Below are 19,931 nucleotides of genomic sequence, written 5' to 3' on the forward strand. Positions count from 1 at the left end.
TCATCTGCAAGGATATGAGATAAAAGGCGGATGGAGAAATGGGGGATCATGGTGGATCGTAATGGGAAAATGTTGAATAAAGGGCGAAGCGGGAGGCAGTTTATGATTTTGGTTTTGGTTGCACTGGCGTGTGTGTCATCCGGGTGTCGGAAGCAGGAAGCGCGGGAACGACAGGAGCTGGAATTTACAGTGTGTGCGGAGACAGAGCTGCCGGATGATCTGCGGCAGATTATAGAGGAAAAGAAGTTACATGCGTTCCAGATGAGTTATACGACGAAAGATCATCTGTATATTGTGGTCGGGTATGGGGCACACGACCGCACGAATCTGTGCGTGGTTGTGGAGGAGCTGTATAAGACGGAGCGTGCAATCTACATAAAGACAGACCTCAAGACGGAGGCAGAGATGAAGGGGGAGATAACCGGTGCCGCATCTGGTACAGAGCCTGATATGGCTGCCGGGCAGACAGGGACATCTTCGATGTATCCATATATTGTAATTCGATTGCCGCGTCTGGAACTGCCGGTGTTGAATGCATCGTAAGTACAGTTGTTGCGTGTAGGAATTTATTTACATAAAATAATCATAATTCAGAGTACATCAGAATACATATAAAGCAGAGGGTAAGAATCTAGTTTGGTGGAGGGAGCTATGGAATTTTCGAAAAAGGAAATACATACAAGCGTGTTGACGCAGTCCAAATATTCACAGATAACGGTCGATGATGATTTTACAATCCCGGACAGTAAAGGGGATATGGAAAAAATCGTTGCCAAAGAAGGACATATTTTGTTGGAATCCATGATTCCGGAGGATGGAAAGGTGCGGATCACCGGATCGGTCTGTGTGCGTGTATTGTACCGGACAGGGGGCGATATTCCGCGCCTGTGTCAGTTCCAGAGTGAGATTCCTTTTGAAGATGTTGTCAATTGTGATGGGGTGTCTTCCTCCAGTCAGGTGGATTGCCACAGCCAGTTGGAGGATCTGACGGTGAGCATGATCAATTCGCGCAAGCTGGAGGTCCGAGGACTGATCGGAACAAGTGTCAATGTGTATGAGGAAATGTGCATGGATGCAGCGACCGGAATTGAACAGGGGGAAGGCGTTGCCTGTCAGTACCGGGATGTTACATATAGTCAGGTTGTCCTCGCCAAGCGTGATGTACTGAAGGTGCGTGAGGAGCTGGAAATCCCACAGAACAAACCGAATATTCAGGAGATTTTATGGCAATGTGTCGCGCTTCGGAACATGGAGACAAAGGCGGGCGATGAGAAGCTTCTGGTGCGGGGGGAGATAGAAATCTTCATTTTATATAAAGGGGGCGAGGAACGGCTCCCGGTACAGTCTATTTTCTCGGTGCGGTCGCTCTATCGTGAGGTGCCTTGCAGTGGCGCGACGGAGGGGATGATGCTGGATGTCGATTATGTGCTTGGCAAGGGGGAAATCACAATCCGGCAGGATGCAGATGCAGAAGATCGCGTATTTGGCTGTGATTATAATATTGATATGAATATCAAGCTGTATGAGGATTGTACATGTCAGATGTTGTCAGATGTGTATTCGCCAAGTGCGGAGCTTGTGCCACAGTTTGAAGTGATGGACTATGAGAACCTGCTGCTGCGCAATGCAGCGAAGGCAAAAGTATCTGCCAGAAAACAGATCGGTGGAGACAAGGCAAAGCTGTTGCAGATCTGCCATGTGTATGGTGATGTCGATGTGGATGATGTGGTTGTCGGGGAAAGTGGCGCAGAAATTACCGGTGTCGTCAAATGCTGTGTGCTGTATATTGCAACCGGAGATGATCCGATGAGCAGTGTTGAGGCGGAGATTCCATTTTCTTATACTGCGGATACGGTACCGCTTGCGCAGGAGGATTCGGTGCGCATTCATCCGTGTATTGACCAGCTTACCGCATCCCTGTTAAACAGTGAAGAAATTGAAATCAAGGCCCAGATCAATCTGAATATCTCCGTATTTGCGAAGGGGGAGAGCCAGGCGATGACGGATCTGCAGATTCTGCCAATCGATGAAGCGAAGAAGGCGGCACAGCCGGGAATTGTCGGGTATGTCGTGCAAAAGGGAGACAGTATGTGGAGTATCGCAAAAAAATATTATGCATCGATTGATGCTATCAAGCAGTTGAACAATCTGGAATCCGATTATGTATCGGAGGGCGACCGGTTACTGATCGTGAAATCTTAGATTTAACAAAAATTAAATATAAAAACCACAGAAATCCATGTTGCAGATGCGGCATGGATTTCTGCCGTTATGGGAAAATAAATAGATTGTGAAGAAACGTTTGCGTTGGTATAATAAAAACAGATTGTTTGTAACGGGAGGCTTTCAAGGATGAAAACGTTAACGAGAAATGCATATGCAAAGGTGAATCTGGCACTTGACGTTCTGCGCAGGCGTGAGGATGGTTATCATGATGTCTGTATGATCATGCAGAACCTTAGCTTGTATGATACATTGACATTTACGATGGAGGAGGCGGATACGCTTGCAATCACGCTTTCGTGTGATAAAGAGTTTGTGCCGTGTGATGAGCGGAATCTCATCTATAAGGCAATCGTGCTGATGGGGGAGACCTATCATCTGACCGGGCATATCCATGTTGAGCTTGTGAAGCGGATTCCGGTCGAAGCAGGTATGGCAGGTGGCAGTACAGATTGTGCCGCAGCATTTCATGCGATGCGGGAGTTGTATGGACTGGATGTCAGTGATCAGGAATTGATGAAGCTTGGTGTGAAGCTCGGAGCGGATGTGCCGTATTGTATCATGGCAAAGACCGCGCTTTCCGAAGGCATCGGCGAGGTGTTGACAGAGGTGGCACCGCTGCCGGATTGCTATGTCGTTGTGGCGAAACCGGCGATATCGGTCAGCACGAAGATGGTATATGAAAACCTGCATGCAAATGAGCTGCAGCACCACCCGGATGTTGCGGGTATGGCAGAAGCTTTAAAGCAGGGAGAACTGTCAGGAGTGGCAAGCCGTATGGAAAATGTACTGGAGACAGTCACAACGAAGCTTTATCCACAGATTGAGGAAATCAAGCGGACGATGAAAGAATCCGGTGCCGAAAATGCAATCATGAGCGGCAGCGGACCGACGGTGTTTGGTTTATATAGAGAGAAAGCGATTGCAGAGCAGGCGGCGGAGAAAATCCGGCAGCAGTACGGACTTTCTGAGGTGTATGTAACACAGCCGTGTTAGAGTTAATTGTGGATTCTTGTAGAATTGTGAGAGGCAAGGACTTTTTTGAAAAAAATACTCTGGTAGAAAGGAAAAATATGCTTGAAATATTCGTCTATGCATAGTAATGTATATTGTATACACGAAAAAGATATAATTATTTATGATGTATATGGGGGAACGAAGAAGGTAATGGAACTCTGAATGGATAAGTTTTGACAGGATGGCAAGGAGGTAGCAGATATGAAGTTAGATATGAATATCGATGAGTATCTTCCGCTTCGGGAGGTTGTATTTCATACATTGCGCAAGGCAATCATACAGGGAGAATTGCAGCCGGGAGAACGTCTGATGGAAGTTACACTGGCGAACAAGCTTGGTGTCAGCCGGACGCCGGTACGTGAGGCAATCCGGATGCTGGAGCTGGAAGGTCTGGTTGTTATGATTCCGCGGAAAGGTGCGGAGGTTGCGAAGATTACGGTGCGTGATTTAAAGGATGCGCTGGAGGTGCGTCTGGCAATTGATTCATTGTCGGTCAAGCTTGCATGCGAGCGGTTGGATGAGAATGATAAAACAGAGATAAAACAGGCATGCGTGGCATTTCGTGAAGCGGTCAAATCGGGAAATGTGCAGGCAATTGTGGAGGGTGATGAGCGTTTTCATAACACAATCTACCGGGCGTCGAAGAACCAGAAGCTGATCACGATCGCGATGAATCTGCGGGAACAGGTGTATCGATACCGGTTTGAATATGTTAAGGATTTTTCGTATCATGAGAATCTGATCCGGGAGCATGATCAGATTACAGAGGCGATCTTAGCGGGCGATGTAGAGACCGCACAGAAGATCATGAAGGAACATATTTATAATCAGGAGCAGATCGTGATACGGAATTTGCAGAAAGAAGTATCAGTAAACAGAAAAACATGCAAAACTTGAGTTTGGCGGAAAAAATCTTCAATTCGCGGAAAATGAATCGAAAAACTGTTATGCAGATGGTAGAATGAAAAAAAATACATTTGAAACAGTAGATAATCGAGAAAGGTACCTTTGAGCAGGGTACTTGCATATTTCAAGGAGCGGTATGAGGCAGAAAAATAAAGGTATGAAAAAAACAGGTGTATTGGGATTTATGATCCTGTGCCTGCTCAGCGGATGTGCACAGCAAAGCGCAGAATTCACAGAGGCGACAACGGACGCTGCGGTGGAAGCAGAAGCATTGGAGACGGTCGAGCTTAAATGTGCAGAAGTTGGTGATATCGTGCAGGTGGGAACCTATGAGCAGGATGGGGATACGGAGACAGAGGATCCGATCTATTGGGATGTATTGGACAAGGATGCGGATTCAATATTACTCATATCGCATGATGTGATTGGCTATCAGCGGTTTTCTGACAGCCCCAATTGTGTGATATGGGAGGATTCCCAGATACGGACATGGCTGAATGAGGAGTTTTATACGGACGCATTTGATAAGGAAACACAGGCGCGTATCAGGGAATCGGTATTGGAGAATCCAAGTATTGCAGGATACGTCACATCAGGAGTAGATGAGGCAAATCAGGAGTCGAGGGGTGATGCGACGGATCGGATATTCCTGCTGAGCCAGAAGGAAATCGAGAAGTATTATGGGCAAAAATTACCAAAAGCAGAAGCACTTTTATGCAAACCAAGCGAGGCTGTTTTACAGCGCTACGAAGAGATAAAGCAACAGCGCATTCGTGAAAAAGTACCATTTGGGGAAAGTGCTCCAGATGTGACGGAAGGGATTTCGTGGATGCTGCGGTCAACCGGAAAGTCACAGAATCAGATCTCCATTATTCGGGGGGACGGGTATTATTCACAATGTATGGCAGATTACTATCAGGGTGTTCGTCCGGCTATGTGGATCTATGTAGGTGATGAAAACGGAGAGGGGCAAGCGTTACAGGAATGAAAAAAATAAAACTATATGTTCTTATTACAGTCGTAAGTATCGTTTTACTCGCATGGTTGCTGGTGGTGGTTATCGTATTTCAGAAAAACCATGCGGATATCTTTTTCTTCGACAATAACAAAGAGATTGAATATCAATATGGAAACTACAAGGCGGATGCGCTGGTTGTGGATGGCTATGTATATCTGTACAGAAGTGTCGTGGAGCTGGGAAATTATGATAAAAAAGATACATCAGAGAAATGTGGAAATAACATCATATATCGTCTTTCCCCGGATGGAACGTATGAGGAGTTTTACGAATTTGAAGATGAAGAAGCCATCTATTATGACGTAAATTCCAAGCTTTATTATTATGATGAGCATTTCTATATCATGATCGGCCAGCGGGTGTATCGTATAACAAAGGATGGAAGCAGCGCACAGGTTATCTATGAGAATACCGGTGGCAATGGTATTTTCCGAATGTTTGGAATCCGGGAGCATTATCTGCTGCTGGCAAATCATAATGAAGTGCGTTATCTGGATATGCGTAAATGGGACTGGAGCACGCCAATTGACTTTGAACAGATGCGTGTTTTGAAATATGTGTATGCGCTGGACGCAGATACTTTTTATAATTGGATGATCAGTGGTGTTACCAGGCATTCTCCGAAGCGGCTGCAGGATGCGGATGCAGCAATAAAAGAAGAGGAAGATATTGAATGCATAAATATCTATCAGGATGCCGTTTATTATGTGCAGGAAAATGACGAGAATCATGCGTACACGATAAAATACAAATCTCTGACGTCAGATGAGGAAGGGGATTTATTCACGGTGAATCAAGATGGAAAATTGAGGATATTATCGTTGGCCGTCAGCGAGGATTTTATCATCTATGATCTTGGATCGTCAGAGTATGGTGATAACTATGAATATGAAGAGAATGTAGATGTGCGTGTAATATGGAACCGGCATACAGGAAAGTGGAAATCCATTAGTTACAAATAAGAGGACTCAGATCATATATTTATCTGCAACTGTGGAATGAAGAAATCAGAGAATGAACAGACGTAGACAGAAATGAGGCACTCTTCAAAAAGCGCGCCAATACTACTGTCTGAATCTGGATAAATGGGATTGGAGAAGATTGCGTCTGACGTGTATTGCCTGAATGTTTATAAAGGAGATGACTTTTATGCACAGAGCGTGGATGATGTCGTCTGCATAAAATACAGATCGTTCGATGGTGAGCCGGAAGTCGAACTGTTTACGATCAACCAGGACGAGAATTAGAGGATAAAATCGCTGGTGGTGAGTGATGATTTCATTATCTATGATCTGGAACCGGGCAATTATGAAGATGGTGTGGATATGCGGGTAATCTGGAACCGGAATACCGGGGAGACACAGGAGAAGGTCGTGTATCGGTAAAGCTGAGAATACGAAATAATTATTTGATATAAAATGGCACCGTTTTATGACGGTGCCATTCTGGGTTATTGCTTTTTAGCTAACAATGTTTTCAACTGCGCAATTTCTTCTTTTGATCGCTGTAATTCATCTTCAGCCTGCTTTCGTTTTTCTTCCTCTTGCTTTCGCAATTCCGCTTCCTGTTTTTGCTTTTTTTCAGCCAGTTGTAATTCATCCTGCAGTTCTTCAATCATGTATTTCACTGTATTTTTATCTGCAATTTTTAACGCTTCTGAAAACATGTGAATCACCTCCTCAGGTTTATTTACATATGTACTCATTTCACGGAATATCGCTTCGCTCCACGGATAGCGTCTGATCATGCGCTCCACATCCGCGATTGTCTCTGCGGTCAGGATAGAAAGCCAGCCTTCCAAATCATTCATATTTGAATCAATGGTTTCCCGTGTATCTGGATTCTTATCATCAGTATATCCGTTTTGACAGAATACATCAAGTGCAATCAGAAAATATTCCTGCAGGAGTTCCAACGTGAGTTTGGTGTTAAATCGTGTTTTACCGTGATGGATATAAGCACCATGCAATAGCGGATTTTTAAAATCAGCACCTGTTTTTTCATATAGAATAATGGTGTATACTTTTTTCATGTCAGAATACATAAATTTTTTGTTCTCGTTTAGGCGTGTGTATTCACGAAGCAACAAGTCAGAAGAGTAACAGGAAATGCGTTCAGCAGTGAACATATATGGAATCTTCTGAATCGACATTTGCAAGTGAGCCATTACTTAATCGGACAACGATATCCATGATTAGCAGGGAATCAATGGAGATGGCTGTATTTTCCGATGGCAAAAGCCGTTCCACAACGACGGATTCACCCAAAATGGAACTGAGCAGATTTGACAGCCAATCTGGATGTCTGTCCGGGTGAAACATACATTTGAAAAATGGATCGTAAGTAAGTGGCATCGTTTTCTTTCCTGTCATGTAATCAGCGAAGCGTTTTTTCCATGTCTTGTCAAGTGTGATATATTCTGAATATAGGTTTTGTGTTTTCATAGCTTCTTCAAGTTCGTTTACGGTCTGATAGAATGTATTCGAAGAATCGAAGATAAAAATATAAATTAATAGACTGTTACCGAACTACGCTATGAACGAGCGCTTCTCGACAACAAAGAAACTGTATCATGAATTACAGCAGAATGTAAAGAGATTTTTAGAAATGCAACTAATTGTAGCATTTAAGTAATCTACGCGTTTAATGCTATTGGTAATACCACAGTCGCCACGAAGAATCCTCCTTCAATCGAGTAGTTGACAAAACCATGATTGTTCTCCACTGCATGACGGATGCTTTTGGTGCCGATGCCGTGAAGCTTCGTGTCCGTCTTGGCAGAGACGAATTGTCCATCGCGTAAAACCGGTGCTTTGTCAAAGGTATTTCTCACGATAATGACATAGAAGTTATTGTCGTTTTTCTTTGTAATCGTCAGTTGTACAACACGAGAATTGTCGCGTACCAGGCATGCTTCGATGGCGTTATCAAGCAGATTTGACAGAATAGATATTATGTCCGCGGATGGTAATTCGGCAAACGTAATATCCGGGAGTACATCGATCGACATCTGGATATTCTGCGATTGGGCAAATTTAGATTTCTCAGTTAGAATTGCATTCAGAATATCATTTTTGGAATAGCGCGTAAGGATGGTTGTATCTAACTTTGTATCCAATTCGGAAATGAGTGCAAGTGCTTGATCTGGATGTCCATCATCAAGCAGTATGCGGATGGCTTTCAGGTAATGTGTTGTATCATGCACCAGCTCCTGCAAATGTTCATCCATTGTGAGCAGCTTCTGATAGTAGTTCAGTCGAAGCGACTGATCGGAGATGATCAGGCTATTCTGCAGGTTGTGATTAAGCTGCTCCGTGTATCTCTGGAATGCGCGGAAGATCAGAATGTTTCCAAACTGCATGATCGCAAAAAATACGCAGAGCAATATCCGCATGCGTGGAGACGATGCGAAGTCCAGTCCAGAATAATAAGTGAGTAGCATCATTGCAATGCATGCAATTGGAATACACAAATAGCATGCGAAAATCTTCCGATCCATGCGGGCGGAGGATCGGACAGAGGTCTGCTTATACAGGCAGCAGATCAGATAGGTCAGGAGCTTCAGTGTAAATATCTGCCAAGGAATCGTGGACAGATTCGCAACACTGCTGGAATGAAAAAGATATGCCGGCAGCTTCAATAAGACTGCAAATAAAAATTCACAGCCGAAGAAAATTGCACACAAAAATACGATATACAGCAGTCGTTCTTTCAAGCTTGCCTCATAAAGAAAAGAGTAAAGAAGTAACAGGCAAATGAAAGAAAGCATATTCAGGTAGGAAATATGCAATGTGTTGATGCAAAAATAAATGCCGATAAAAGGAATCGCAATCAACAGGCGGTTTCGGAGGGGTTGAAAATTCGGCCGAATGGTTAAAAAGGCGTCAAAAAAGTCCGAAAATATAAGGTATTCTGCAATGCAACTGAATAATAAGATAATATAATCCATACCGTCTCCTAATTTTGTGCTGTCATATAACGAAAAAACATTGCATGGAATTCTTTCTGTCTGGAGCGTGAGATAGTCAGGATGCTTCCATCAGATAATGTTAATTCTGTTTTAGTTAAAGATTTTACATATTTGAGATTTACCAGATAGCTATTATGTGCATACGCAAAGTGATAATCGTGTAGCAATGCATGCAGATCGCTTAGGGAGTTTTTGCACAGGATCTTGTCATTATAAGCATAATAAGGACTCTTCTGAGATACATAAATCCTAGAACAACCACGACCACGAGAGATATACATAATCTCGGATGCAGGAAGCTTTAAGTGTGTGCTGTACCATCCGGCATGGATAAAAGGCTCTGCTTTCTCGGCCTGAATATGAGCAACGATAGAAGCGAGTTTCTCTACCATATGTTCATCCGACCATGCTTTGAGCAGATAGCGGTATGGCTCAGACTCAAATGATTCTGGCGTTGGAGACTGCTTCCCGGAACAGAAAACCAGCGTGGAGCTTGGGAATTTCTCACGAAATGCTTTGGCAAATATCGTTCCATTTACATCCGGGAGCTGAATATCCAAGATCAGCAGGTCAACAGTATAGAAATTCTGGAAATCTGCTTCGAATTCACTTGCAGAGAGGTAGCTGTAGAATTTGCAGGCTTCTGAGTGAAGTCCTGCGCGTAGCAATAAACATTTCATATGATCTATAAATAAAGTATCATCATCACAGATAACAATATGATACATAGTCCGGAGTCTCCTTTTAATAACTCAATTTAATAAAATACTTGTTCTATTTTATCATATATATTTTGGAAAAAAAGATGTTCCTGTGCAAAAACTGCATCTCAATCTGCAAAAATCGACATAAAGGTTGAAATGAGATAAAAATGCCTGTACTGTCAGGTAAGAGCTAAATAAGGAATACAGGAAATATGTTTGAAAGAATTTCGAATAAACTAATCCAATCTCAAAAATCGAATATACGAGAAGATGAGGTTGCAATCTATCGATATGGATATTATCTTCTGTTTGAAATTGCGCTGAATTTGAGCTTGGGATTGATATGCGGAATTTTGTTACATGCAGTTAATATGGTGTTTCTTTTTTGGATTATCTACATTCCATTAAGAAAATATTGTGGAGGGTGGCATGCATCTAGAGATTGGGTGTGTACGATTATTTCCACGATTGTTCTGATTATGGCAATTCTCTGGTGTCGATATTATGTTGGCTTGCCTCATATTGTGAAGACTGCGTTAATCGTGCTGCAGGGAGTATGTGTGATTGGAGATATATGGTTGGCACCGGTAGCAGCAACCAATAAACCGTTAACTGAAAAAGAACGAAGAACATATAAATTAATAGCTGTTATTTTGATTATTGTATATAGTTTACTTTCATGGAAAGTGGAATATATAAGAGCAATTGTGATTTTTTCACTTTTTATAGTTTTTCTGGCAACGGGTATTCAGAGATTGCTCGATGTAGGAACAAAAAAAGTGAATAAAAATAAAAAAGGAGAGTAATAAGTATGAAAAAGTTTATGAAGATTGCAACAACTGTTTTGAACAGTCTGGCACTTACCTTAGTGATCTCAAGCGCCAATGCGACGTGCTGCTGGTTATTCCATCAGCCGGAATTCCCAAAGGAAGCAGAGAAATTTAAGAAAGTACAGTAGTGTTTTGGCAGCCGTTGAATGAATCTTTAGTGAAAAAGTTTGACGGCTACTTTTATGCTCGAAAAATAATGAAAATTCGAATAGATTTGGATACGTGGGTCATGTAAGCAACGTTAGTTGATCGTGATTTTGCAAAAACTGCATCTGAAAATGCAAAAATCGACATAGAGGTTGAAATGAACAGGGATGGCATTAGAATTATTATGAAACAAAAATGACTGATAATAAAGAGTTATCTGTTAAATACTGATTTTATCATTAGGGTGAATTTAGATGAAAATTGGGTTGTTATATCAGGATATAGCGAGTAATGAAATACCATGGCAAAAAAACAATGTAATATACTATAGAACTGCTCGACGAATACAGCAAATGGCTATCGCGCTTGTTGAAGCAGGTTATGATGTAGTTATATTTTCTTCATTAAAAAAATTGTTGGATAATAAAAAAAATATTGATATTGTTTTTCCGTGTATAGAATGTTGTTTTGACCGAAATACCAATGGTTTTATTCCTACTATATTACAAATGAATGGAATTCCTTTTATCGGAAATGACTCATATATAAATACAATTGTTTCCGATAAATATTTATTTGAAAACATCGCAAAATCGTTAGGGATTAACACGCCAAATTCAAAGATTTTTAGTAAAGAAAATTATGGAAATATATTGGAATATATTCAAGAGATACAATTGCCATGTATTTTAAAATACCAATATGGATCAATGAGTTATCATACAAAAAAAATATCTAGTTCACAACAACTTAAAAAATACTTGAAGTATATGGCATCACAAAATAACGGAGCCATTTTGTGTGAGCAGTATATTGAGGGAAAAGAAATAAGCGTTCCTGTTATAGGTACCGCGTCAGATGAAAAAATTTTATCTGTAATAGAGTATACAGATTCTGAAAAAAATCCATTAGAAATATATGATGAATTTTGGAAGGGTAAAAATGATTGTCATGTTCAATTAAATGTTATGGATCAATCATTATTGTCAATAAAAAAAATCGTAAACTGGGTCCATAAAATATATCAATTTTTAAATTACAAAGATTACGCTAGATTTGATTTTCGTATGGATTATAACGGAAAACCATATTTACTAGAAGGGAATCCGCTTCCAGCTTTAGCTTATGAAAGTGCATTTGATCCGTTATCCTATGGGGAAAGCCAATCTTTTAGTATGATATTATCCGAAATTGTAGAAAACGCAATTAACCGTTATGATCTTGGTTAGGTCAGTAGAATTATTTTGCATTAAGGAGAGTTGTTAAATGGATTTGAAAAAATTAGAAGTTCAAGAACTTTTGAATTTAGATGACATTGAGAGCGAAGAAATGTTATATTTAAAAAAATATGGATATTTTCCGTTTAATGTTTCTACGTGGAATCCCTCTTCGTATTTTTCACAAAAATTTTTGGATCATCAACTAGAGTTACCGTCATTAGATTATATCTCATACATATACTCATATGAGTTAAATCATAATCTAATAAATACTGTTGAATCCAACTTAGGAGGAAATAATCTTGGGTGCACAATTGTCAATACGGGAACTTCTGCAATATCATTAGTAACTTCTGTACTTAAACAAGTTCATGTAAAGCGCGTTTTGCTTGTTTGTCCAATATATTATTCGGTAATATATAATTTTCTAGAAAAAGGCATAGCAGTAGATAATGTTTATATGCATCGAAAAAATAATGGTTATGCGTTACCAAGAGAGGAAATCATGAATAAAATTGCAGAAGTTGATGCGATATGGATCACTAACCCTATATATAATACCGGTATATATTTAGATATTGATGACATAAATTTTTTGAAATGCGCTATTCCATCAAGAATTACTTTAATATGTGATGATTGTTTTGCAAACTGTGGAATGGAAATGGTCAGATATCTAGGAAGCCGACCTCAATATATAAGCATTCATGATCCTTTAAAGCAAATAATGATTAATGGTCTAAAATTTTCATGTGTTTTGTATTCTTTACAGTATGAACATATATTTGAACAATGGTCTGATATTGTTTGTGGTAGTTTATCTTATTCTACTTTACAGAGTGTAGAATTTTTCATCTCCGAAAAATTTAAGCAAATTCGATTAGAACTGCAATCACATTTTCTGAAAATGGATAAATACTTTGAGGAATTATCTAGAGAATTTCCGTTAATTTCTATAGATAATAGAGACCACCTTGGACACATGCGCATGTGCTATATGCATCATTTACCTTTCGATTTTCTAGAAGATAAAGAAAATTTGCATAATTTTATAGATGAAACTGGAACAAGCATAATTCCAGGTAATCGTTTCCATTTCTCAAATAATTGCGGATTTTGTTTTCGTGTAAATTATGGACGAGAATGTAGCGAATTCTGGGATGCCCTAATTCAAATTTTTATATATTTATCTGAACATAATTAAGAAGATTTTGGCGTTTTATCATCTAAATCAATTTCTTTTATGTTTTTTGCGTTTATTCCGTCACTTGAAAGAGAACGCAACTGGGATAATAGTGCGGAAGGTTTTTTGGTTAATAGAACAGAAAGTATGCTGTTGGCTAATTTTTCAGAATCATCCTTTTCATACACATCTAAATAATATTTGCGTGGCAATTTTTTAGAAAATAAAACCGCTAATGAAGCTCTTAGTTTAATTAAATGTTTTACACCTCCAGTTAACAATAGGGTGCCTATATTAAACGTAGCCAATGCAGCTAATGGCATAATTAACCATATAATATAAGATCCTGTCGCGTCCTTTATAAATTTAATATTAGGAGTTTGAGACGTATTGCAAACATATTGATATAGAGTGATAAAGACAGCTTCAATATCTTGTGTTGGTTTATTTATAAATGTTATTTTAACCTCACATTCGTGTTGTGTGTCCAAAAGGTCAAAATTATACGATCCAAGTTCGTTAATAATTGAATTATAAATTAAGCATATATTGTTATAAAACAAAAGTAAAATTTCATAATATCTATCATCATCTATAAACTTATGCATTAGTTGTTTAAAATACATAAGAATTTCTTTTATAACCAATAGGGGAAGCATAGATTCTTTCCTTAAGGTTTTTAAAATTTCATAAAAATATCGAAATTCATCTGGTGATAAATATTGTTCGTTAGAATAACGATCATTGAAACCAGATAATAATTGTTCCATAGCGTCATAAATATTTCTTTTTTTCAAGGAAACATAAAAAGTAAACATTTCTATACATAAATTTTTTTCAGATAAATAATTACAATAATTGGAGTATATTTTTTCTTTTTCTTCTAAGATTTCCCTTCCTAAGCTTAAAAAAGAAACATTTATTAATTCTTCTTCTTGAATGCCCCATACACTTCCTAAAGTTTCTAAATTCATTTTACTATCCCTAAAAATGCATTTTAATGCGACATTATAATCGATTGTACAATTTCCAAAAACACTTTCTATCCACTCGGATTTTTCAAAATAGTTGAATTTGGTTGTACTTCCCATTAAATCTACATTTTTAAATAACGATTCCCAAAATGAATTTTCGGTAATGCGTGAACCTGTAAATTTTACATCATAAATATGACATTTATAAAAATTTATATTTTCAATTTCTGCCAAGCTGAAATCACAATTTTCAAATCGACAATTGGACAATTTACAAAAGCACAGATCTGCATTCATGAATTTACAATTTATAAAAGTAGAATTAAAAATGCGCAAATTGGTTAAATTTGAGCGAGTAAAATTACACTCATCAAAAGTACAATTTTGTACATGTACATTTTGGATATTGCTTCTTTGAAAGATAATTTCTTTAAATTTTTTTTGATCGACTGTTTGATGCATAATAGTTGCACATTCAAAATTCTTATCCATAATAAATTCCCTCGTTATAAAATTAACAGATAACTCTTTATTATCAGGCAAAACGTTATGCTTTTTTATACTAATTTTGCAAAAACTGCATCTCATATTGCAAAAATCGACCAGCTGATTGAAGGGGATTAAATAATATGGTAGAAAATATAGTACAAAACATAAAATGAGGAGGATACAAGCATTATGGAAGTAAATTATAATGAAATACGTGAAAACGTAATTGCTAAAATGATGGAGTATGCTTCAACGATGGAAAGTATTTTGTCATCATTATCTGGTATTGTTGGAGATATTACAGCGTGCAACTATCTTACGGGAGAAGCTGCAAATGCATATGTAACGGAGTTTGAAGAAACAGTTCAAACAACCTTTTCCCGAATCAATTTAAATATTACTAATATTGCAGAACAGTTAGAAAAGGTATGTAAGGAATATGAGCAGATGGATGCAGATCTGAGAGATCAGTTGAATTAAAAAAAACGGAGGAATAAGAATGGGTAGTTTACGAGTAGACGTGGATAATTTGACTTCTGTTACAATAACAAGTATGCAGCAGGAAAAAACAAAGCTGGATTCCTGTTATGAGGACATGGCAAGTGCAGTGCAAAGCTTAGTAGACAATGAGTATATGCAGTCACAGGCAGCAAATGCATATGTAGAAGAGTTTAATTCATTAATAAAGCCAGATGTAGAGGCGTTATCGAATATGGTAGAAACATATTACACACAGTTAAGTCAGATATGCGAGGCTTTTACAGAAGGAGATCGTGCATTAGCAGATTTTTTAAATGCTTAAAAAAGGGGGCGATAGGCCCCCTTTATGGGTAAAAAAATGAGAAAAAAATGGTTTGAGTTGATAATATATTTAGTACTGTTTCTCTTAATCGGTACAGGTATGGAACTGCATAGTTCTGCTTTGGAGGCAGCAAGTGTTACTGATGCAACAGAGAGTGATGCGGATGTCAGCTATGGATCTTACGATGTAAAGCAAAGTATTGTAGTATTGCAGGCGGTTTATATCGGAGAGGATGGATATCCGAATATACTCGGGCAGGAAAACGGCTTTTTTATAGGAACAGCAGACAGCGGATTCTTTTTCATTTGTGGAAGAGCATGTATTACATTTTCTGAGGAACAAAAAATGGGAATCGCAGCGAATCTGGGTGTCGACTACAACAAGTTTTCAATCTCTTATCAGGTTATTATGGAGCCTGATGTTCGCATTGGGATGAGTCAGGTGGTTGAGAGTGAGCAATTGGGGATTATAATCTTAAAACCAGATACCGGCTTGGGAAATGTAACATCATTACGATTGGGTGACAATGATTATGATAATCAGGTGGGGGATTGCTTACAAATACTTGGTAAACATGGAGAAGAGGCCGGATATTGCAATGAGGGAACATTAGTAGATTGGAGAACACTGGGAGATACTCATTTTTATTTACATGATGTGGTAATTAACAACGATAATTATGGTTGCCCGGTATTAAATGAGAATCAAGAAGTAGTAGCAATCAATATATATTCCGATGGGACACTTAATTATGCTCTTCAGATAGGGGAAGTCAGAAAGTTATGTGAACTTGTAGGGATACAATACAATCCTCCAATTCAGGTAGACACACAGGAATTAGAACAATTGATGCAGGATTATGAGAATTTGAATCCGGATAGATATACAGCGGAGTCGTTAGAGCTTTGTCAGACATATTACGAAACTGCTCAACAATATATGCAGGAAGTAGTAGAGAATCAGATTGATTATGCATCTCAGGCAAAGATAGATGCTTGTGCTGAAAATTTAAAAAATGCAATAGATGGACTGAGTCAGAAAAGAGTTAATATTAAACTTTGGTTAAAGATTTTACTTATAGTGAGTGTATTAAGCTTCATTGGTTTTGCGGTAATGTTGATATTGTGTATAACTCAGCGAAATAAGTTTAAGAAAAAATTGAAGCTGGAAGAGCAAAAACAAATAACGGCAGAGGAGGCACTACGAATAAGTGGTCGTATTACACCAGGAGAAGAAAAAAATCTTTTATCGGCGGGAATGCCTATTAACAGGAGTTTGTCCATTATAGAACAAAACAAAGAATATAAAAACCCGGAAACATCTGTATTAGGAAATGAAGACATGATATCGCAGAGATATAGTAATACCCAGATACATAATAATGCTTTTTTGATCAGAAAGAGGACGGGTGAAGAGATATTAATTAATAAAAATAGATTCTTTGTTGGGAAAGATGAGGAATGTGTTGACTATAAAATAGAGTATAACGCAAATATCAGCCGCAGGCATGCTGTTATACGTAAAATATCCGGAAATTTTTATATACAGGATATGGATACCACAAATGGAACATATGTGAATGGAGTTCGATTGAGAGATCAGGAGGAACAGATGTTACAGACGGGAGACATTATCCTGATGGCAGATGAGGAATTTGAATTTAGCAAATAGGAGACAGTGGATTGGGAAGAAATGGTTATACAGCATATACAGATGCAACGGTTCAGAGGTACAATCGAGATTTGTCGGTTGCGCAGGGTCAATTGAATAAATTATATGATGACTATAGAGAACTGGAGTCTTTATATAATGGTTTGGATGAAGATATTATGCAATGGGATACCGAACAAGATCATGTAGAACAAGCAACCGATCAACAGGGAGTGTGGAAAGGTGAGCGAAGAAATAAATATGATGAGTATCTGTGGGACACTATGGGAATTGTGTTTCAGCAATATACATCTACTTATGAACAGATGAAGGAGCAGATCTTTGTTAAGATGAATGAGATATCTCAGTCTATTTCGTCATATGAAAGTGAAATTCAAAAAATGCGGTTCATGAAAGATCAATATCAAAGAAAAGAGTATAACAAAAAACAGCAATGGAAAGCTGCATCAGCAGTCAATGATCTGAGTGCACGGGGAAGGAGTACACATGGAAAGTAAAGAAAATAATGTATTGCCGTTGGGAAGTATAGTAATCTTAAACGGTGATGCGCAGATGGCAATGATAGTATCACGAGGAATAGGTGTGGATAATGGAGGATCCATATATAGTTACGATTATGCAGCCTGCAGGTATCCGGAAGGAATGATAGACGATAAACTTATGTTTTTTGATGAGAAGGATATTGGGAAAGTCGTTTTTAAAGGATACTGGGATGAGCGTAGTGCAGTAATAGAAGGGGCATTCAGAAAATGGAAGCAGGAGGGAATGAAGTATGGCGGAGAAAATAGCAATTGATGATGTATTGTTTGCGGATATGGAGAGTTTTCTGACACAGGATTTATCTTTTTTAAAAGATGAATTGAGCAGAAATCGTGATGCAATAGATGCGGCATTTGAGCAAGTAAGTGCACAGTCGCCGGTTATGGATACGATAAAATCTATATTGAATAAAATGGTGAATTTGGTCAATGATTACTATCTTATGAATAAGAATGTAATTAAGAATTATTTGAAAATTGGACGGGAATTGCAGAATCAAGACGAGGTGATTCATCTATCGCTTACAGCATTACAGGGTGAGGCGATGGCACAGAAATGGGAAAAATTTAATCAATCTCCAGATGTAAAGGATCATCTCAGCAATGTATATCGGGCAGCAGGGTATAATATACCATATGAGGATTAAAAATGGGATTAAAGATTGAATATGATAAAATTTTTGATAGCTATGAGCAGACAATACAGATCATGGGAGCGCTTATCGCAAATTTGAATGAGATGGTTGAAATTGAACAGGCAATATGTTATTCAAGAGCGATTCAAAGTGAAAGTGCAACAGCCTTAAAAAATTATATACAGGATATTCATTGGACAGGATTTTTAAATTTAGTTATCGACTGTTATACAGAGATAAATCGAATTATAAGTTCGTATATGGTTGGACTTCAAAATCTGGATACATCCATAGACGCAGTCATAGATGAGGAATGTCTGACAAATGTGGAAACAAGAATGAAGCAACTAGATGACGAGTTATATACATTTGCTGAAACTATGAAGTCAAAAGCGGAATCGGTCAGTCATATTATGCAGTTGCCTGTGAAATCTGGGGAAAATGTGAGTACAGGAATTAGTGCGATGGCAAAGGAGGCTGTTCGAGTACGGGAGGATTTTATAGAATATGAAGAAAATAAAAAGAGAGAAGTAGAATTATATAATAATTTGATGGCGGATTTACTTTTAATTGGATTTGGGTATGTGCTTTCAAGTCGAAATCTGGTAAGTAATAATTTTCAGAATGAATTATTTGGGGGACTATCAAATATTAATCAAATGTATTCAAATTATTATGTGCAAATTGATTATTCATCGGATCAAGCAAGGCATGATGTAGATCAGATGCAAAATTTATTAGCTGTACACAAAAATAAACAGATGGAAGATAAGCAAATACATTATGCATATAAAACGGCTATAGCGATAGCATACACATTTAGTTCGACAGCAAAGGCATTTGCATTGTTCAGAGCTATATGCATTATTTCTGCAAGTTATAATCTTAATCAATGTTCGGAAGCTTGGGATGCGGGAAAATTAGCTACAACTTGGGATACTGATAGAGAGGCAAAAGCAATAGTAAATTTGCAGGAGGGAAGCAGAGCGAAGGCGATATATACGGGTGTAGGATTTTTGACGACATTTATTGTAGAAAAAGTTTCAACAAAAGTTTCAACAGATTCCATAAAAAATATGCTTGAATATCAAATGCTTCCAGATGCTATAAAAGATACAAAAGATGGTCTTGATAAGCTTAAGGAATGGAGCGATTTATTTAATATGGTACAGGGTTGGATGCCTAGTTATTCCAAAGCTATAAAAGAGGGTACAACATATGAAAAAATAAGGGAACTAGAGGAGAGTGGACGTCAATGATAGTTGTAATTTTAGATGTTATTGCAGGAATTTTTTGGGCCTTTGTATGTGGGGAAGAAGTGAGAAAAAAGAACTATGATCCAACAGCATGGTATGTGCTTGGTTTTATATTTGGGGGATTGGCATATTTGGTTGCGTGGTGGTTTATAAAACCTAAGATAAAAGAAGTGGACAAAGTAGATATTGAAAGAATTGTACAGGCAGATAAAGCACGTGCAATGAAGGGGGATATTGAGGCTGGTCGTGTCTGGATATGTCCGGTGTGTAGAAACGTGAATGATTCAAAAGTATATGCATGTCCGTGTGGGGAACGGAAACCTCCGAGGGTTATTTCGCACGCGGTA

Annotated in this window: 24 protein-coding genes; 19 read left to right on the top strand and 5 right to left on the bottom strand. The window is 38.4% G+C overall.

The window, feature by feature from the left end; genetic code table 11:
* The first annotated feature begins 102 nt into the window (after positions 1-102).
* The 7 genes from ACZQK9_RS12325 (at position 103) to ACZQK9_RS12355 (ending at position 6,411) form a co-directional block, all read left to right on the top strand.
* The gene (locus ACZQK9_RS12325; RefSeq protein ID WP_483270755.1) at positions 103-543 is read left to right on the top strand and encodes a protease complex subunit PrcB family protein; all 441 of its coding nucleotides are present in this window, start codon (positions 103-105) and stop codon (positions 541-543) included.
* Between the two features lie 108 nt (positions 544-651).
* Positions 652-2,202, top strand: coding sequence for a DUF3794 and LysM peptidoglycan-binding domain-containing protein (locus tag ACZQK9_RS12330; protein WP_483270756.1), 1,551 nt, complete (start codon positions 652-654; stop codon positions 2,200-2,202).
* A gap of 150 nt (positions 2,203-2,352) precedes the next feature.
* Positions 2,353-3,219 carry a 4-(cytidine 5'-diphospho)-2-C-methyl-D-erythritol kinase gene (gene ispE, locus ACZQK9_RS12335; protein ID WP_483270757.1) on the top strand — a complete coding sequence of 289 codons (867 nt, stop codon included), beginning with the start codon at positions 2,353-2,355 and terminating at the stop codon, positions 3,217-3,219.
* A 222-nt stretch (positions 3,220-3,441) separates the two neighbouring features.
* Complete coding sequence (locus ACZQK9_RS12340) at positions 3,442-4,137, top strand: GntR family transcriptional regulator (protein WP_483270758.1); 696 nt, start codon at positions 3,442-3,444, stop codon at positions 4,135-4,137.
* 166 nt (positions 4,138-4,303) lie between these two features.
* Positions 4,304-5,134, top strand: coding sequence for a DUF6273 domain-containing protein (locus tag ACZQK9_RS12345; protein WP_483270759.1), 831 nt, complete (start codon positions 4,304-4,306; stop codon positions 5,132-5,134).
* Complete coding sequence (locus ACZQK9_RS12350; protein WP_483270760.1) at positions 5,131-6,126, top strand: hypothetical protein; 996 nt, start codon at positions 5,131-5,133, stop codon at positions 6,124-6,126. The genes ACZQK9_RS12345 and ACZQK9_RS12350 overlap by 4 nt, the downstream gene beginning before the upstream one ends.
* A gap of 129 nt (positions 6,127-6,255) precedes the next feature.
* On the top strand, positions 6,256-6,411 hold the full coding sequence (locus tag ACZQK9_RS12355; protein WP_483270761.1) for a hypothetical protein: 156 nt from the start codon (positions 6,256-6,258) through the stop codon (positions 6,409-6,411).
* A 203-nt stretch (positions 6,412-6,614) separates the two neighbouring features.
* Here the strand turns inward: ACZQK9_RS12355 and ACZQK9_RS12360 are convergent, their stop codons facing one another.
* The 4 genes from ACZQK9_RS12360 to ACZQK9_RS12375 form a co-directional block, all read right to left on the bottom strand.
* Positions 6,615-7,292, bottom strand: coding sequence for a cell envelope integrity TolA family protein (locus tag ACZQK9_RS12360; RefSeq protein ID WP_483270762.1), 678 nt, complete (start codon positions 7,290-7,292; stop codon positions 6,615-6,617).
* A complete protein-coding gene (locus ACZQK9_RS12365) occupies positions 7,279-7,608 on the bottom strand; it encodes a hypothetical protein (RefSeq protein WP_483270763.1) in 330 nt (109 codons plus the stop codon). The genes ACZQK9_RS12360 and ACZQK9_RS12365 overlap by 14 nt, the downstream gene beginning before the upstream one ends.
* 191 nt (positions 7,609-7,799) lie before the next feature.
* Positions 7,800-8,879 (bottom strand): sensor histidine kinase, encoded by a 1,080-nt coding sequence (locus tag ACZQK9_RS12370; protein WP_483270764.1) that lies wholly within the window; start codon positions 8,877-8,879, stop codon positions 7,800-7,802.
* A gap of 242 nt (positions 8,880-9,121) precedes the next feature.
* Entirely contained in the window at positions 9,122-9,862 is a 741-nt protein-coding gene (locus tag ACZQK9_RS12375) for a LytR/AlgR family response regulator transcription factor (RefSeq protein ID WP_483270765.1), read from the bottom strand.
* Positions 9,863-10,050: 188 nt separating this feature from the next.
* On the opposite strand from ACZQK9_RS12375, the gene ACZQK9_RS12380 reads away from it, so the two are divergent.
* The 4 genes from ACZQK9_RS12380 (at position 10,051) to ACZQK9_RS12395 (ending at position 13,239) form a co-directional block, all read left to right on the top strand.
* Positions 10,051-10,644 carry an accessory gene regulator B family protein gene (locus ACZQK9_RS12380; RefSeq protein ID WP_483270766.1) on the top strand — a complete coding sequence of 198 codons (594 nt, stop codon included), beginning with the start codon at positions 10,051-10,053 and terminating at the stop codon, positions 10,642-10,644.
* Between the two features lie 5 nt (positions 10,645-10,649).
* Positions 10,650-10,796 carry a cyclic lactone autoinducer peptide gene (locus tag ACZQK9_RS12385; protein ID WP_483270767.1) on the top strand — a complete coding sequence of 49 codons (147 nt, stop codon included), beginning with the start codon at positions 10,650-10,652 and terminating at the stop codon, positions 10,794-10,796.
* A 273-nt stretch (positions 10,797-11,069) separates the two neighbouring features.
* Positions 11,070-12,044, top strand: a complete 975-nt coding sequence (locus tag ACZQK9_RS12390) for an ATP-grasp domain-containing protein (protein WP_483270768.1) — start codon at positions 11,070-11,072, stop codon at positions 12,042-12,044.
* Between the two features lie 37 nt (positions 12,045-12,081).
* Positions 12,082-13,239: a hypothetical protein gene (locus ACZQK9_RS12395; RefSeq protein ID WP_483270769.1), complete on the top strand. Its 1,158-nt coding sequence runs from the start codon at positions 12,082-12,084 to the stop codon at positions 13,237-13,239.
* On the opposite strand, the gene ACZQK9_RS12400 is transcribed toward ACZQK9_RS12395, so the two are convergent.
* A complete protein-coding gene (locus tag ACZQK9_RS12400; RefSeq protein WP_483270770.1) occupies positions 13,236-14,684 on the bottom strand; it encodes a pentapeptide repeat-containing protein in 1,449 nt (482 codons plus the stop codon). The genes ACZQK9_RS12395 and ACZQK9_RS12400 overlap by 4 nt on opposite strands.
* Before the next feature lie 186 nt (positions 14,685-14,870).
* Between ACZQK9_RS12400 and ACZQK9_RS12405 the strand changes: the two genes are divergently transcribed.
* The 8 genes from ACZQK9_RS12405 to ACZQK9_RS12440 all read left to right on the top strand — a co-directional run.
* Positions 14,871-15,161: a WXG100 family type VII secretion target gene (locus ACZQK9_RS12405; protein WP_483270771.1), complete on the top strand. Its 291-nt coding sequence runs from the start codon at positions 14,871-14,873 to the stop codon at positions 15,159-15,161.
* A 19-nt stretch (positions 15,162-15,180) separates the two neighbouring features.
* A complete protein-coding gene (locus tag ACZQK9_RS12410) occupies positions 15,181-15,483 on the top strand; it encodes a hypothetical protein (RefSeq protein ID WP_118734742.1) in 303 nt (100 codons plus the stop codon).
* Between the two features lie 24 nt (positions 15,484-15,507).
* Positions 15,508-17,154 (top strand): FHA domain-containing protein, encoded by a 1,647-nt coding sequence (locus tag ACZQK9_RS12415; protein ID WP_483270772.1) that lies wholly within the window; start codon positions 15,508-15,510, stop codon positions 17,152-17,154.
* Between the two features lie 11 nt (positions 17,155-17,165).
* Complete coding sequence (locus ACZQK9_RS12420; protein WP_118734744.1) at positions 17,166-17,651, top strand: hypothetical protein; 486 nt, start codon at positions 17,166-17,168, stop codon at positions 17,649-17,651.
* A complete protein-coding gene (locus ACZQK9_RS12425; RefSeq protein ID WP_483270773.1) occupies positions 17,641-17,949 on the top strand; it encodes a DUF4176 domain-containing protein in 309 nt (102 codons plus the stop codon). The genes ACZQK9_RS12420 and ACZQK9_RS12425 overlap by 11 nt, the downstream gene beginning before the upstream one ends.
* A complete protein-coding gene (locus tag ACZQK9_RS12430) occupies positions 17,927-18,340 on the top strand; it encodes a hypothetical protein (RefSeq protein WP_483270774.1) in 414 nt (137 codons plus the stop codon). Before ACZQK9_RS12425 ends, ACZQK9_RS12430 begins: the two co-directional genes overlap by 23 nt.
* 2 nt (positions 18,341-18,342) lie before the next feature.
* Positions 18,343-19,587 carry a T7SS effector LXG polymorphic toxin gene (locus tag ACZQK9_RS12435; protein WP_483270775.1) on the top strand — a complete coding sequence of 415 codons (1,245 nt, stop codon included), beginning with the start codon at positions 18,343-18,345 and terminating at the stop codon, positions 19,585-19,587.
* Positions 19,584-19,931: hypothetical protein (locus ACZQK9_RS12440; RefSeq protein ID WP_483270776.1), on the top strand; the 348-nt coding region annotated here is incomplete at its 3' end. The genes ACZQK9_RS12435 and ACZQK9_RS12440, both read left to right, overlap by 4 nt.

Source organism: Wujia sp., assembly GCF_056872695.1.

Coding starts and splice junctions, on each gene's coding strand:
- ACZQK9_RS12385 (WP_483270767.1), top strand. CDS start 10,650: ATGAAAAAGTTTATGAAGATTGCAACAACTGTTTTGAACAGTCTGGCA.
- ACZQK9_RS12345 (WP_483270759.1), top strand. CDS start 4,304: ATGAAAAAAACAGGTGTATTGGGATTTATGATCCTGTGCCTGCTCAGC.
- ispE (WP_483270757.1), top strand. CDS start 2,353: ATGAAAACGTTAACGAGAAATGCATATGCAAAGGTGAATCTGGCACTT.
- ACZQK9_RS12410 (WP_118734742.1), top strand. CDS start 15,181: ATGGGTAGTTTACGAGTAGACGTGGATAATTTGACTTCTGTTACAATA.
- ACZQK9_RS12330 (WP_483270756.1), top strand. CDS start 652: ATGGAATTTTCGAAAAAGGAAATACATACAAGCGTGTTGACGCAGTCC.
- ACZQK9_RS12390 (WP_483270768.1), top strand. CDS start 11,070: ATGAAAATTGGGTTGTTATATCAGGATATAGCGAGTAATGAAATACCA.
- ACZQK9_RS12430 (WP_483270774.1), top strand. CDS start 17,927: ATGGCGGAGAAAATAGCAATTGATGATGTATTGTTTGCGGATATGGAG.
- ACZQK9_RS12325 (WP_483270755.1), top strand. CDS start 103: ATGATTTTGGTTTTGGTTGCACTGGCGTGTGTGTCATCCGGGTGTCGG.
- ACZQK9_RS12340 (WP_483270758.1), top strand. CDS start 3,442: ATGAAGTTAGATATGAATATCGATGAGTATCTTCCGCTTCGGGAGGTT.
- ACZQK9_RS12405 (WP_483270771.1), top strand. CDS start 14,871: ATGGAAGTAAATTATAATGAAATACGTGAAAACGTAATTGCTAAAATG.
- ACZQK9_RS12415 (WP_483270772.1), top strand. CDS start 15,508: ATGGGTAAAAAAATGAGAAAAAAATGGTTTGAGTTGATAATATATTTA.
- ACZQK9_RS12380 (WP_483270766.1), top strand. CDS start 10,051: ATGTTTGAAAGAATTTCGAATAAACTAATCCAATCTCAAAAATCGAAT.
- ACZQK9_RS12350 (WP_483270760.1), top strand. CDS start 5,131: ATGAAAAAAATAAAACTATATGTTCTTATTACAGTCGTAAGTATCGTT.
- ACZQK9_RS12365 (WP_483270763.1), bottom strand. CDS start 7,608: ATGAAAACACAAAACCTATATTCAGAATATATCACACTTGACAAGACA.
- ACZQK9_RS12400 (WP_483270770.1), bottom strand. CDS start 14,684: ATGGATAAGAATTTTGAATGTGCAACTATTATGCATCAAACAGTCGAT.
- ACZQK9_RS12395 (WP_483270769.1), top strand. CDS start 12,082: ATGGATTTGAAAAAATTAGAAGTTCAAGAACTTTTGAATTTAGATGAC.
- ACZQK9_RS12360 (WP_483270762.1), bottom strand. CDS start 7,292: ATGTTCACTGCTGAACGCATTTCCTGTTACTCTTCTGACTTGTTGCTT.
- ACZQK9_RS12435 (WP_483270775.1), top strand. CDS start 18,343: ATGGGATTAAAGATTGAATATGATAAAATTTTTGATAGCTATGAGCAG.
- ACZQK9_RS12375 (WP_483270765.1), bottom strand. CDS start 9,862: ATGTATCATATTGTTATCTGTGATGATGATACTTTATTTATAGATCAT.
- ACZQK9_RS12425 (WP_483270773.1), top strand. CDS start 17,641: ATGGAAAGTAAAGAAAATAATGTATTGCCGTTGGGAAGTATAGTAATC.